Origin of the sequence: Halorubrum sp. SD683 (assembly GCF_002135045.1) — an archaeon.
GTDB lineage: Archaea > Halobacteriota > Halobacteria > Halobacteriales > Haloferacaceae > Halorubrum > Halorubrum ezzemoulense.
Map to the genome: position 1 here is coordinate 20,868 of NZ_NEWJ01000003.1, position 13,905 is coordinate 34,772.

General features: G+C 68.7%; 11 protein-coding genes. 7 read left to right on the forward strand and 4 right to left on the reverse strand.

Features of this window, described 5'->3' with window-relative positions; genetic code table 11:
* The first annotated feature begins 1 nt into the window (after nucleotide 1).
* From rpoB to B9G49_RS02300, 6 genes are all read left to right on the forward strand, one after another.
* Nucleotides 2-1,831, forward strand: a complete 1,830-nt coding sequence (gene rpoB, locus B9G49_RS02275; protein WP_004599095.1) for a DNA-directed RNA polymerase subunit B — start codon at nucleotides 2-4, stop codon at nucleotides 1,829-1,831.
* Nucleotides 1,832-1,837: 6 nt separating this feature from the next.
* Nucleotides 1,838-4,765 carry a DNA-directed RNA polymerase subunit A' gene (locus B9G49_RS02280; RefSeq protein WP_086215289.1) on the forward strand — a complete coding sequence of 976 codons (2,928 nt, stop codon included), beginning with the start codon at nucleotides 1,838-1,840 and terminating at the stop codon, nucleotides 4,763-4,765.
* Complete coding sequence (gene rpoA2 / locus B9G49_RS02285) at nucleotides 4,758-5,972, forward strand: DNA-directed RNA polymerase subunit A'' (RefSeq protein WP_049932202.1); 1,215 nt, start codon at nucleotides 4,758-4,760, stop codon at nucleotides 5,970-5,972. The genes B9G49_RS02280 and rpoA2 overlap by 8 nt, the downstream gene beginning before the upstream one ends.
* The gene (locus tag B9G49_RS02290) at nucleotides 5,972-6,391 is read left to right on the forward strand and encodes a NusA-like transcription termination signal-binding factor (RefSeq protein ID WP_049932204.1); all 420 of its coding nucleotides are present in this window, start codon (nucleotides 5,972-5,974) and stop codon (nucleotides 6,389-6,391) included. The genes rpoA2 and B9G49_RS02290 overlap by 1 nt, the downstream gene beginning before the upstream one ends.
* Nucleotides 6,392-6,656: 265 nt before the next feature.
* Nucleotides 6,657-7,085, forward strand: a complete 429-nt coding sequence (locus tag B9G49_RS02295; RefSeq protein WP_006111505.1) for a 30S ribosomal protein S12 — start codon at nucleotides 6,657-6,659, stop codon at nucleotides 7,083-7,085.
* Nucleotides 7,082-7,735 (forward strand): 30S ribosomal protein S7, encoded by a 654-nt coding sequence (locus tag B9G49_RS02300; RefSeq protein ID WP_049932207.1) that lies wholly within the window; start codon nucleotides 7,082-7,084, stop codon nucleotides 7,733-7,735. Before B9G49_RS02295 ends, B9G49_RS02300 begins: the two co-directional genes overlap by 4 nt.
* Before the next feature lie 153 nt (nucleotides 7,736-7,888).
* Here B9G49_RS02300 and B9G49_RS02305 read toward each other — a convergent pair whose 3' ends face one another.
* Entirely contained in the window at nucleotides 7,889-9,874 is a 1,986-nt protein-coding gene (locus B9G49_RS02305) for an aconitate hydratase (protein ID WP_049932208.1), read from the reverse strand.
* A 275-nt stretch (nucleotides 9,875-10,149) separates the two neighbouring features.
* Between B9G49_RS02305 and B9G49_RS02310 the strand changes: the two genes are divergently transcribed.
* Nucleotides 10,150-10,623, forward strand: coding sequence for a deoxyuridine 5'-triphosphate nucleotidohydrolase (locus tag B9G49_RS02310; RefSeq protein WP_049932211.1), 474 nt, complete (start codon nucleotides 10,150-10,152; stop codon nucleotides 10,621-10,623).
* Between the two features lie 391 nt (nucleotides 10,624-11,014).
* Here B9G49_RS02310 and B9G49_RS02315 read toward each other — a convergent pair whose 3' ends face one another.
* The 3 genes from B9G49_RS02315 to B9G49_RS02325 all read right to left on the reverse strand — a co-directional run bounded on the left by B9G49_RS02315 (nucleotide 11,015) and on the right by B9G49_RS02325 (nucleotide 13,900).
* Nucleotides 11,015-12,379 (reverse strand): LLM class flavin-dependent oxidoreductase, encoded by a 1,365-nt coding sequence (locus B9G49_RS02315; RefSeq protein WP_086215290.1) that lies wholly within the window; start codon nucleotides 12,377-12,379, stop codon nucleotides 11,015-11,017.
* Between the two features lie 122 nt (nucleotides 12,380-12,501).
* Entirely contained in the window at nucleotides 12,502-12,909 is a 408-nt protein-coding gene (locus tag B9G49_RS02320) for a cyclic nucleotide-binding/CBS domain-containing protein (protein WP_086215291.1), read from the reverse strand.
* 34 nt (nucleotides 12,910-12,943) lie between these two features.
* Nucleotides 12,944-13,900, reverse strand: coding sequence for a DUF5787 family protein (locus tag B9G49_RS02325; RefSeq protein WP_086215292.1), 957 nt, complete (start codon nucleotides 13,898-13,900; stop codon nucleotides 12,944-12,946).
* Nucleotides 13,901-13,905 lie beyond the last annotated feature (5 nt).

Consider the following 13,905-nt stretch of genomic DNA (forward strand, 5'->3'; position numbering starts at 1 on the left):
CATGGCACAAGCAGAACGCGAAGCGAAGGTGTACGTCAACGGGAGCCTCGTCGGCACCCACGAGAACCCGGACGAGCTCGCCGAACAGATACGCGAGGCGCGCCGCCGCGGCGACGTCTCGGAGATGGTGAACGTCTCGGTGAAAGACCGGACCCGCGAGGTCATCGTCAACGCCGACGCGGGGCGGGCGCGACGCCCGCTCATCGTCGTCGAGAACGGCGAGCCGCTCCTCGGCGACGAGGAGATCGAGGCCCTCGAACGCGGCGATGTCGAGTTCGAGGACCTCGTCGAGCGCGGCTACGTCGAGTTCATCGACGCGGAGGAGGAGGAGGACATTCTCGTCGCGGTCGACGAGGAGGACGTGACCGAGGACCACACGCACCTCGAGATCGACCCGCAGCTCGTCTTCGGCATCGGCGCGGGGATGATTCCGTACCCCGAGCACAACGCGAGCCCGCGGATCACCATGGGCGCGGGGATGATGAAGCAGTCGCTCGGGCTCCCCTCGGCCAACTACCGCATCCGGCCGGACACGCGTCAGCACCTCCTGCACTACCCGCAGCTGGCGATGGTGAAGACGCAGACGTCCGACCAGATCAGCTTCGACAAGCGGCCGGCGGCGCAGAACTTCGTCGTCGCCGTGATGTCCTACGAGGGCTTCAACATCGAGGACGCGCTGGTGATGAACCAGGGCTCCGTCGACCGCGCGCTCACCCGCTCGCACTTCTTCCGGACCTACGAGGGCGAGGAGCGCCGGTACCCCGGCGGCCAGGAGGACCGCTTCGAGATTCCGGACCAAGACGTTCGCGGCGCGCGCGGCGAGGACGCGTACACCCACCTCGACGAGGACGGCCTCGTCAACCCCGAGACGAAGGTCGACGAGTCGTCCGTCCTGCTCGGGAAGACCAGCCCGCCGCGCTTCCTCGAAGAGCCGGACGACATGGGCGGGCTCTCACCGCAGAAGCGCCGCGAGACCTCCGTGACGATGCGCTCGGGCGAATCGGGCGTCGTCGACACGGTGACGCTGATGGAAGGCGAGGACGGCTCCAAGCTCTCGAAGGTGAAGGTGCGCGACCAGCGCGTCCCCGAACTGGGCGACAAGTTCGCGTCCCGACACGGACAGAAGGGCGTCGTCGGCCACCTCGCGCCCCAGGAGGACATGCCGTTCACCGAGGAGGGGGTCGTCCCGGACCTCGTGATGAATCCGCACGCGCTGCCGTCGCGGATGACGGTCGGCCACGTGCTGGAGATGCTCGGCGGGAAGGTCGGCTCGCTCCGCGGCTCGCGCGTCGACGGGACGCCGTTCCAGGGGGAAGACGAGGAGGAGCTCCGCGGTCAGCTGGAGGAGTACGGCTTCGAGTCCTCCGGCAAGGAGGTCATGTACTCCGGCGTCACCGGCGAGAAGATCGACGCCGAGATCTTCGTCGGGACGATCTTCTACCACAAGCTGTACCACATGGTGTCGAACAAGCTCCACGCCCGCTCGCGCGGGCCGGTCCAGGTGCTCACGCGCCAGCCGACCGAGGGGCGCGCCCGCGAGGGCGGGCTGCGCGTCGGGGAGATGGAGCGCGACACGATCATCGGCCACGGCGCGTCGATGGTGCTCAACGAGCGGCTGCTGGAGTCCTCTGACGCCGAAACGGTCCACGTCTCAGCGGAGACCGGGCTCGTCGCCGTCGAGGACCGCGAGCAGCGCCGCGTGTACGACCCGGTCACGGGCGACGAGGACGACATCCACGAGCTGGAGGTCAGCTACGCGTTCAAGCTGCTGCTCGACGAGATGATCGCCCTCGGCATCCGACCGAAACTCGAACTGGAGGACGCGATTTAGATGTCAATGCAAACACCGAAAGTGCTCGGCGGGATCGACTTCGGCCTCATGGACCCGGAGACGTACCGGGACATGTCCGCGACGAAGGTGATCACGGCCGACACGTACGACGACGACGGCTATCCGATCGACATGGGGCTGATGGACCCGCGACTGGGGGTCATCGACCCCGGCCTGGAGTGCCGGACCTGCGGCTCGCACTCCGGCTCCTGTAACGGCCACTTCGGCCACATCGAGCTGGCCGCGCCGGTCATCCACGTGGGCTTCACGAAGCTCATCCGGCGGCTGCTGCGCTCGACGTGCCGCGAGTGCGGTCGGCTCGCCCTGGACGACGCCCAGCGCGACGAGTTCCGCGACCGCTACGAGCGGGCGAAGGAGCTCGGCGACGACGAACACGACGTGCTGAAGGCCGCCGTCCGGCAGGCCCGCAAGGCGTCGACGTGCCCGTTCTGCGGCGAGCCGCAGGCGGACATCAAACACGAGAAGCCGACCACCTACTACGAGGTTCAGGACGTGCTCTCCGGAGACTACTCCGAGCGAATCGCGGCCGCGATGCAGCCCGACGAGGAGGAGGACGACCCGGGCACCTCGCCGCAGGAGCTCGCCGAGAAGACGGACATCGCCGTCGACCGGATCAACGAGATCATGGCCGGCGAGTTCCGCCCGCGCAAGGAGGACCGCCGCGCCATCGAGAAGGCGCTGGACGTCGACCTCACCGAGGAGGACATGAACAAGCTGATGCCCTCGGACATCCGCGACTGGTTCGAGGACATCCCGGACGAGGACCTCGAGGTCCTCGGCATCGACTCCGAGCACTCCCGCCCCGAGTGGATGATCCTGACGGTGCTCCCGGTCCCGCCGGTGACCACTCGTCCCTCGATCACGCTCGACAACGGCCAGCGCTCCGAGGACGACCTCACCCACAAGCTGGTCGACATCATTCGGATCAACCAGCGGTTCATGGAGAACCGCGAGGCCGGCGCCCCGCAGCTGATCATCGAGGACCTCTGGGAGCTGCTCCAGTACCACGTCACAACCTTCGTCGACAACGAGATCAGCGGGACGCCGCCGGCGCGACACCGCTCCGGCCGTCCCCTCAAGACCCTCAGTCAGCGGCTGAAGGGGAAGGAGGGCCGCTTCCGCGGCTCGCTCTCCGGAAAGCGCGTCAACTTCTCCGCCCGGACCGTCATCCCGCCGGACCCGACCCTCTCGCTGAACGCGGTCGGCGTTCCGGACCGGGTCGCCAAGGAGATGACCCAGACGCTCAACGTCACCGAGCGCAACGTCGAGGAGGCGCGGCAGTACGTGCGCAACGGGCCCGAGGCCCACCCCGGCGCGAACTACGTGCGCCGTCCCGACGGCCGCCGGCTGAAGGTGACCGAGAAGAACTGCGAGGAGCTCGCCGAGAAGGTCGAGGCCGACTGGGAGGTGAACCGCCACCTCGTGGACGGCGACATCGTGATCTTCAACCGACAGCCGTCGCTCCACCGGATGTCCATCATGGCCCACGAGGTCGTGGTGATGCCGTACAAGACGTTCCGGCTCAACACCGTCGTCTGCCCGCCGTACAACGCCGACTTCGACGGCGACGAGATGAACATGCACGCGCTCCAAAACGAGGAGGCCCGCGCCGAGGCCCGCGTCCTCATGCGCGTCCAAGAGCAGATCCTCTCGCCCCGGTTCGGCGGGAACATCATCGGCGCGATCCAGGACCACATCTCCGGCACCTACCTGCTCACCCACTCGAACCCCGAGTTCACGGAGACGCAGGCGCTGGACCTGCTCCGCGCCACGCGCGTGGACGAACTGCCCGAGGCGGACGGCGTCGACGACGACGGCCGCGAGTTCTGGACCGGCCGGACGCTGTTCTCGGAGCTGCTCCCGGACGACCTCGACCTCTCGTTTACCTCCTCGGCCGGCGACAGCGTCGTCATCGAGGACGGACAGCTGATAGAGGGGACCATCGACGAGGACGCGGTCGGCGCGTTCGGCGGCGAGGTCGTCGACACGCTCACGAAGGAGTACGGCGAGACCCGCGCCCGCGTGTTCATCAACGAGATCGCGTCGCTGGCGATGCGCGCGATCATGAACTTCGGGTTCTCGATCGGGATCGACGACGAGTCGATCCCGCCGGAGGCCGAAGAGCAGGTCGACGAAGCGATCGAGAGCGCCTACGACCGCGTTCAGGAGCTCATCGCGACGTACGAGGCCGACGAGCTGGAGTCGCTGCCGGGCCGCGGCGTCGACGAGACGCTCGAGATGAAGATCATGCAGACGCTCGGGAAGGCCCGCGACTCGGCCGGGGAGATCGCCGACCAGCACTTCGGCGACGACAACCCGGCGGTCGTGATGGCGCGCTCGGGCGCCCGCGGTTCGATGCTGAACCTGACGCAGATGGCCGGGTCGGTCGGCCAGCAGGCGGTCCGCGGCGAGCGGATCAACCGCGGCTACGAGGACCGGACGCTCTCGCACTACCGACCGAACGACCTCTCCTCTGAGGCGCACGGCTTCGTGGAAAACTCCTACCGCGGCGGGCTCACCCCGCAGGAGTTCTTCTTCCACGCGATGGGCGGCCGCGAGGGGCTCGTCGACACGGCGGTCCGGACCTCCAAGTCCGGTTACCTCCAGCGTCGGCTCATCAACGCGCTCTCCGAGCTGGAGGCGCAGTACGACGGCACGGTCCGGGACACCTCGGGCCGGATCGTCCAGTTCGAGTTCGGCGAGGACGGCACCTCGCCCGTGAAGGTCTCCTCCGGCGAGGAGGACGGCATTGACGTCGACGGGATCGTCGACCGCGTGGTCGACGCGGAGTTCGCCTCCGACGAGGAGAAGGAGCGGTTCCTCGGCGAGCGCGAGCCGCCGACGAACCTCTCGGAGCACGCCGGGCCGGGGCTCAACAAGGCCGGCGGGCCGGGGGTGGAGTCCGATGACTGAGTACGACAACGTCACCGACGACATGGAGGCGGTCGTGGAGGCGACCGAGCTCCCCCGCCGACTCAGGACGAAGGTGTACGAGGCGATCGACCGGAAGGCCGAGGAGGCCGGCGAGGTCACCATCGAGCAGGCGACCGACATCGCCGAGGGCGTCGAGAACCGCTACGAGCAGACGCGGGTTGATCCCTTGGACCCTGTGGGCACTGTTTCTGCCCAATCGATTGGTGAACCCGGTACTCAGATGACAATGAATACTTTTCACTACGCTGGCGTCGCAGAAATCGACGTCACGCAGGGGCTCCCCCGACTCATCGAGCTGGTGGACGCCCGGAAGACGCCGGACACGCCGATGATGACGGTCCACCTCGACGGGGAGTACGCGACGGACCGCGAGAAGGCCCACGAGGTCGTCTGGTCGATCGAGGCGACGCGCATCCTCGCGCTCGGCGACGTATCGACCAACGTCGCGGACATGCTGGTCCGGATCGACTTAAACGACGACACCCTCTTGGAGCGGTGGCCCACCCACTCCGACCCGACGGAGATCGCGGGGATCATCGCCGAGACGATCGAGGACGCGTTAGGCGTCGACGCCCGGCAGGCCGGCACCGTGATCGAGTTCGGCCCCAACGAGCCGAGCTACCGCGAGCTGCTCCAGCTCGTCGAGCGGCTCCGGGAGATCGTCTTCAAGGGGATCGAAGAGATCGAGCGCGTCGTCATCCGCAAAGAGGAGATCGACGGCGACGAGGAGTTCGTCCTCTACACCGAGGGGTCGGCGTTCGGCGACACCCTCGACATCGAGGGCGTCGACGCCTCGCGGACGACGTGTAACAACATCCACGAGATCTACCGCAACCTCGGCGTCGAGGCGGCCCGCGAGACGATCATCGACGAGACGAAGAACACGCTCGAAGAGCAGGGGCTCGACGACGTGAACGTCCGCCACCTCATGCTCGTCGCCGACATCATGACGAACAACGGCGAGATCGAGTCGATCGGCCGACACGGCATCTCCGGCAACAAGGACTCCGTGCTGGCGCGCGCGGCGTTCGAGGTGACGGTGAACCACCTGCTCGACGCCGCGATCCACGGCGAGTACGACGACCTCGACGGGGTCATCGAGAACGTCATCGCCGGCAAGCCCATCTCGATGGGGACCGGCGACGTCGACCTCCGGATGGGGTCGCGCGTCGTGAGCGACGACTAATGCGCGTCGAGCTCTCCGACGAGGCGCGGCGCTACATCGGTCGGTTCGACGAGCTGACCGGCGTCACGCCGACCGACTGCCTCGTGGAGGGCGACCGGCTCGTGTTCGTGGTGCCCGCGGGCGAGATGGCGGCCGCGATCGGGCAGGCCGGCGAGACCGTCACGGAGGCGGAGCGGCGGCTCGACAAGTCGATCGAACTGGTCGAGGACGCCGACACCGCCGAGGCGTTCGTCGCGAGCACGCTCGCGCCGGCGGCCGTCAACGCGGTCACCATCTCGGAGCAGAACGACCGCGTGGCGTACGTCGAGGTTCCGGAGGCGGACCGCGGCGTCGCCATCGGCGCGGAGGGTGCGAACATCGAGACCGCCCGCCGGCTCGCCGAGCGTCACTACGACGTCGACGACGTACAGCTGACCTGAGGAGAGCGACGCTCCGCCGGTCGTCCCGGGTCGGACGCCCCGGTTCGCGCGCCGAGGGCGCCCGAACCCGCGCACTCTTCCGCCGGCTTTGACCGGAGAACGAACGCGTCTCTCGGCGGCTTATCGCCTCAACGTTGTTTTGCGCCCGTCGTTCCGCCGCGAAACGCCCTCAGATCCGTCGAGAGGTACCGCTCGGGGAATCTGAGGGCGTTTCGCGGCGGCGAAAGACGACGCTTAAGTAGCTCCGTTCGGAAGTAGACGTACGATGGCGAACGGCAAGTACGCGGCCCGTAAGCTCAAAAAGGACCGGCAGAAGCGACGCTGGTCCGACTCCGAGTACGCTCGGCGCGAGCGCGGGCTCAAGACGAAGTCCGACCCCCTGGAGGGTGCCCCGCAGGCGCGCGGCATCGTCCTCGAAAAGGTCGGCATCGAGGCAAAGCAGCCGAACTCGGCGATCCGAAAGTGCGTCCGGGTTCAGCTCATCAAAAACGGGAAGCAGGTCACCGCGTTCTGCCCCGGTGACGGCGCGATCTCGTTCATCGACGAGCACGACGAGGTCACGATCGCCGGGATCGGCGGCGCGAAGGGTCGCGCGATGGGCGACCTCTCCGGCGTCAACTACAAGGTCGAGAAGGTCAACGGCGTGTCGATGATCGAACTGGTTCGCGGCAACGCGGAGAAGCCGGTCAGATGAGCGGCGAGGAAACCGAGGCGCCGTCCGAGGAGGACGTCGCCGCCGAGGAGCCGGACCCGGACGCGCCCGCGTCGAGCGAGGCCGCCAACGAGAACGCCAAGCTGTTCGGCGTCTGGGACGTCACCGAGATCGCCTACGAGGATCCCTCGACGAAGCGGTACATGACGGTGACGCCCATCGCGCACACGATGGGCCGCCACGCGTCGAAGCAGTTCAAGAAGTCGGAGATCTCCCTGGTCGAGCGGCTGATCAACCGCCTGATGCAGACCGAGGAGAACACCGGGAAGAAACAGCAGGCGACGCGGATCGTCCGCGACGCCTTCGACATCGTTCACGACCGGACCGAGGAGAACCCGGTCCAGATCCTCGTGAGCGCCGTCGAGAACGCCGCGCCCCGCGAGGAGACCGTCCGCCTGAAGTACGGCGGCATCTCCGTCCCGAAGGCGGTCGACGTCGCGCCCCAGCGCCGCGTCGATCAGGCGTTGCTCTTCATCTCCGACGCCGTCGCGAGCGCGACGTACAAGTCGACGACCGCCGCCGCCGAGGCGCTCGCGAACGAACTCGTCGCCGCCGCCGACTACGACGTCGAGGGCTCCTACTCCATCTCGCAGAAGGAGGAGCGCGAACGCGTCGCCGCCGCGGCCCGCTGACGCCGCCGCGGCCCGCTGACGCCGCCGGCGTTTTCTGCATCTCTTTCCGACCGCCCACCGACGGGTCCGCCTCGATCTCGCCGCGTCGGGCGCGTCGCCGCCGCTGGTGAGGAGCGAAAAAAGAAAGTCGGGTTCGGCCGCGCGGTCGCGGCGTCAGTCGTCGGCCGGCGTCGCGCCGGAGCCGCCGTCGGCGTGCTGCTGTTTGACCCACGAGAGCTTGCCGCCGGCCGCGAGGATGTCGCGCTCGCGCTCGGAGGCGTCGAGGTCGGCGGTGAACTCCCACTCGCCGTTGACGCTCACGGTGAACTCCTCCTGCCCGGAGCGGACGCCCGCGGGCACGTCGTCGACGATTTCGAGGTCGTCGCCCTGGTCGATCTCCTCGTAGGTCTCCTCGTCGATCGCCAGCGGGACGATCCCGAAGTTGAACAGGTTCGCCTTGTGGATGCGGGCGAAGCTCTGCGCGAAGACGGCCTCGATGCCGAGGTACATCGGACAGAGCGCGGCGTGTTCGCGCGAGGAGCCCTGGCCGTAGTTCTCGCCGGCCACGAGGACGCCGCCGTCGGCGTCGAGCGCGCGGTCGGCGAACGTGTCGTCGACGCGCGAGAGCGTGAACTCGGAGAGCTTCTCGATGTTCGAGCGGAACTTCAGGATGTCCGCCGTCGCCGGGATGATGTGGTCGGTGGTGATGTTGTCCTCCATCTTGAGGAGGGCCTCGCCGCCGTCCACGTCGATGTCGTCCTTCAGCGGCACGTCGCCGATGTTCGGACCCTTGACGAGCCCGTCGTCGATCGCCTCGTCGGGCGAGATGATGTCGGAGTCGTCCTCTCCCATGCCGGGGCCGTACTTCGTACCCATTTCGAGACCGGGCGCTTCGAGGTCGCCGAGCTCGTCCGCGAGGTCACGCGGGTCGACGATCTCGCCGGTGATGGCCGCCGCGGTGGCGACCTCGGGCGAGCAGAGGAAGACGGAGTCGTCCTCGATGCCCGAGCGGCCCTCGAAGTTGCGGTTGAAGGTGCGCAGCGAGACGGAGTCGGAGGCGGGCACGTGACCGATGCCGATACACGCGCCGCAGGTCGCCTCGGAGAAGTTGACGCCGGCCGCCATCATCTCCGCGGTCCAGCCCTCGCGTGCCAGCATCTCGGAGGCCTGCTTCGAGCCGGGCGCGACGATCATCTCGGTCTGCTTGGCGACCTCGCGGTCCTCCAGCATCTTCGCGCTGGGGAGGATGTCCTCGTAGGCGCCGTTGGTACAGGAGCCGACGATGACCTGCTCGACGTCGGTGCCCTCGTACTCGCTGACGGGGGCGACGTTGTCGGGCATCGAGGGGGCGGCCACGAGCGGCTCGAGCTCGGTCAGGTCGACCTCGATCGTCTCCGCGTACTCCGCGTCCTCGTCGGGCTGGAGGTCGACGAACTCGTCCTCGCGGTCCTGGCGCGCGAGCCAGTCCTTCGTCTTCTCGTCGGTCGCGAAGATCGAGGAGGTGGCGCCGAGCTCGGTGCCGAGGTTCGTGATCGTGGTGCGCTCGGGGATCGTGAGCTTCTCGGCGCCGGGGCCGGTGTACTCGAAGATCTTGCCGACGCCGCCCTTGACGGTCAGCTCGCCGAGCAGGTGGAGCGCGATGTCCTTCGCGGTCGCCCACTCGGGGAGCTCGCCCTCGAGGTGGACGTTGACGACCTCCGGCATCTCGACGTAGTAGGGGCCGCCGCCCATCGCGACGGCGATGTCGAGCCCGCCGGCGCCGATCGCGAGCTGGCCGAGCCCGCCGGGGGTCGGCGTGTGCGAGTCGGAGCCGAGCAGCGTCTTGCCGGGCGCCGCGAAGTTCTCCTTGTGGACTTGGTGGCAGATACCGTTGCCGGGCCGCGAGAAGTACGCGCCGTACGTGCCGGCCGCGGAGCGGAGGAAGCGGTGGTCGTCGGTGTTCTTGAAGTCGAACTGGTACGTCTGGTGGTCGCAGTACTGCGCGGCCAGCTCCGTCTGGACCTCGTCCATTTCGAGGGCCTCGAACTGGAGCCACACCATCGTCCCCGTGGTGTCCTGCGTCAGCACTTGGTCTATCTCGATGCCGATCTCCTCGCCGGGCGTCAGCTCGCCCTCGACGAGATGCTCATCGAGGATCTTCTCTGTAATCGTTTGTCCCATATCATCCGCAGTTGGCTCTCCCGTGGATATAAAACCCGCGAGTTTCCCGAAGATCGACCGTGTTAGATCGTCTGATGCGGCAACGTTCGCTGTGAACTCACAGTGGTACCATACACCGTGAAATACGTAGCCGTGCCGAGTATTTTAGGCCACTAAACGCCTGAAACGGCCGAAAACCACCGTCTCCGCGCCTCCGGCGAGAGCTGCCGCTTTCCGCGCGAGCGACCCGCCGCGCGGTCGACACCGTTTAGTCTCGGCCGCGGTTCCGGACGCGCATGTTCGATTCGGGAGCCGCGGTCGCGGCGGCGCTCTCCGCGGCCGGCGCCGACCTCGACGACGCGCAGCGACAGCCGAACGGCGTCGACCTCACCGTCGACGCGCTGTTCGAACAGGCGGAACCGGGCCGGCTCGGGCGCGACGGGAAGCGCGTGGGCGAGCGCCGGGAGCTGGAGCCGCGGGGCGACTGTTACCGGCTCGAACGCGGGAGCTACGTCGTCCGGTACGGCGAGCCGGTGCGGATCCCGGACGAGCGGATCGGCTTCGTCCTCCCGCGCTCGACGCTGCTGCGGAACGCCTGTACCCTCGACACCGCGGTGTGGGACGCGGGCTACGAGGGGGTCGGCGAGGGGCGCCTCGACGTGGGACACCCGATCGAGATCGAGCCGGGCGCGCGGATCGCGCAGCTGGTGCTCGCAGAGGCCGACCACGACGGGACGTACGACGGCGCGTACCAGCAAGAGAACCTCTGAAACGATCGGTTGGCGCCCGTCGGCCACATCCACCGCCGCGCGCGAGTGCGACGCCGCTGGGCGCACCGGTCGGTGACGAGCGCTTCCACCACTACCACGCCGTCGTCGCAAACGGACGGAACACCCGTAGCTCGGGAGTCAAAGGAACGAACGGCACGCCCGTGCCGGGAAAAGGTGGCACGAGCGTGTCATTCAGTAGGTCCCCGCTGACGCTTCGGCCCTCCAAGCGAAGCGTCACCTGAAACAAGCGGAGGTAGATACTTAAGCGTGCCGGGGGCGGCAGCGTTATCGTATTAGCTAGCGGCAAGATGTTCACAACACGTGACCAACAGGAACCGAAACAGCCCGACTGCAGTCCGGTCCCGTCGACTCGGCGGCGGACTCTCTCCCGCTACTGGCGGGCGGGGTGGTCGGCGCGGAGCCGCGTCTGTCCTTCGCCGAGGAGTCGCTCGCGGAGCGTCTCACCCGGCGGCTCGGCGTCGGCCGGGGGGACGAGCCCGCGCTCGCGGAGCTCCGGGACGACGAGGTCGACGAAGTCGACGAGCGAGTCCGGGCGGACGACCTCCTTGACGTTGAACCCGTGGACGCCGACCTCTTCGTGCCAGCGCTGGAGCTCGTCGGCGATCACCTCCGGGGTGCCGACGATCTTCGGCGAGGTGGTGCCGAGCCCGCAGAACTCCGCGACTTCGCGGACCGTCCACTCGCGGTCCGGCTGCGCCTTCGTGAACGCGTTCATCGTCCCTTGGATCGCGTCCGTCTCGATGTGTTCGACCTTCTGGTCGGGGTCGAGTTCGGATAGGTCCATGTCGAGGAAGCCGGACAGCAGCGCGAGCGTCGCCTCGACGTCGACGTGCCGCTTGTACTCCGCGTGCTTCGCCTCCGCGAGCGCCTGCGTCTCGCCGACGATCGGCACCACGCCGATGAAAAAGCGGAGGCTCTCGGGGTCGCGCCCGGCGTCGGCCGCGCGCGACTTCACGTCCGACATGTACTCGACGACGCCCTCCTCGGTCGGCTGGCTGGCGAAGACGGCCTCGGCGTTGCGCGCGGCGAACGACCGGCCGTAGTCGGAGGAACCGGCCTGGTAGACGACGGGGGTGCGCTGAGGCGACGGCTCGCAGCCGTGCGGCCCCGGCACAGAGAAGTGATCGCCCTCGTAATCGATCGCGTGGACCTTCTCCGGGTCGCTGTACCGCCCGGCCTCGCGGTCGGCCTCGACCGCGTCGTCTTCCCACGACTCCTCCCACAGTTCGTAGCAGACGTCGAGGAACTCGTCGGCGCGGTCGTAGCGCGTCTCCTTGTCCATCCGATCGTCGAGGCCGAGGTTCGCCGCGGCCGACTCCAGGTACGAGGTGACGACGTTGATCGCCACCCGGCCGTCGGTGAGGTGATCGAGCGTCGAGAACTCCCGCGCCAGCTGGTAGGGGTGGGTGTACGTCGTCGAGCGCGTCACCGCGAAGCCGAGGTCGTCCGTGACCTCCGCCATCGCGGGCACGACCAGCTGCGGGTCGTTCGCTGGCGTCTGGACCGCCCGCTCGACGGCCGTCTCGCGGTCGTCGCCGTACACGTCGTAGATCCCGCGCACGTCGGCGAAGAACACCGCGTCGAAGCCGCCGCGCTCGGCGGTGCGCGCGACCTCGGTCCAGTACTCGCGGTCGGCGTAGTCCGCCGACCGGTCGCCGGGGTACCGCCACGACCCGGGCGAGACGTGCTCCACCGAGGTCATGGTGAAGAGGTTGAGGTGTAGGTGATCGGACACGGACCACGGTACGCGTTCCGGTGTAATACGGCCACAGGAAGTGGCGTCACTTGTCGCGGTCGCGGACGCCTCGCGACGGAGACGCGCGGAGCGACCGCCGACCGGACGCCGACCCGTGGGCCCTACGCGGAGACCGACTCCGGCGAGGAGACGTACGCGGCGAAGTCGGAGGTGGTGATGATGCCGATGGGGGTCTTCCCGTCGACGACCGGGACGTGGTGGAACCCGCGTTCCAGCATCGTCGCGGCGACCGCCGACACGTCGTCTTGCGCGCCGGTGGTGATCGGGTCGCGCGTCATGTACCGCTCGACGGTCGTCTCGGCTTTCGGTTGGCTCTTGGCGACGATGTCGACGAAGTCCGTCGAGGTGAGGATCCCGACGAGGTCGCCGTCGTCGTCGACGACCAGCACGGAGCTGATGTCGTTTTCGAGCAGCACCGCGGCCGCGTCCTCGACCAACGTGTCCGGCGTCACCGTGTGGAGGTCCGTCGACATCAGTCGCGCGACGAAGACGTCTTCGATCTCGTCCATACCGGAGAGACCCGCCCTCGCCGTATAAGCGTTCTCACAGATACCGTGAGAGCCCGGACTGACGGCGCGGGCCGTCCCCCTCGGGAGCCGCGACCCACGCCGTCCGCTCGTCGCGGAGGCCGTCGCGCTCGGCCGCCGGCGGGTCGGCCGCCTCGAACGCGGGACACCCGCCTCCGCACTCGCGGCCGGGGTCGACGACGCGGTCGAAGTGCGCGCAGCGCGGTCGCCCGTCGGCGGTCGTCTCGCCGTGCGCGCACGCCGGCGGCTCGGGGCGCCACCCCTTCCCGTAGGCGCGCTCGGCGACCCGCCGCCGCTTGCGGGCCTTCGCCTCGGGGCCGACGAGCGCCACGTCCGTGCGGGAGGGCCGCTCGTCGCGGATCTCGACGCCCGGCGCCGCCGGGTCGAGCGGCGTCGGCTCGCAGACGACCTCGCGCTCGCCCGTCTCCGGGTCGAACCGCCAGACCCCGACCGCGTCCGGGATCCGGTTGAGGTGCGCGCGGGTGACGTACGAGGCGGTGGCGAGGACCACCTCGTCGAAGAGTCCGAGCGCGGCGTCGTACCGGAGCTGCGCCTCCAGGTCGCCCGGCGTCCCGAGGTCGGGCTTGTTCTCGACGGCGACGAGCTCGCCCACCCAGTCGTCCGGGTAGCGCGCGGTCGCGCGGACGACCTCCCGGCCGTTCCGCCGCTCGCGTTCGAGGTAGCCGACCTCGACCGCGCGGTCGACGACGGCTGCGGCCCGGTCCGGCGGGAGGTCAAAGGCGTCGGCGACGGGGACGGCCTCGCCCGGGCCGACCGCGGCCTCGACGGCCGGACCGGGGATCCGCTCGGCGCTGATCGCGGCGCGGTCGTCGAAGCCGGGTCCCGGCGACAGCAGACAGACATCGACGATGCGCGCGCCGGGCGTCTCGACGCCCGCCCCGAGCTGGCGGGCGACGACCCGGTCAGGCGATTCGAGCGCGGCGCACAACGCCAGCTCGAACCGGTACTCCATACCGC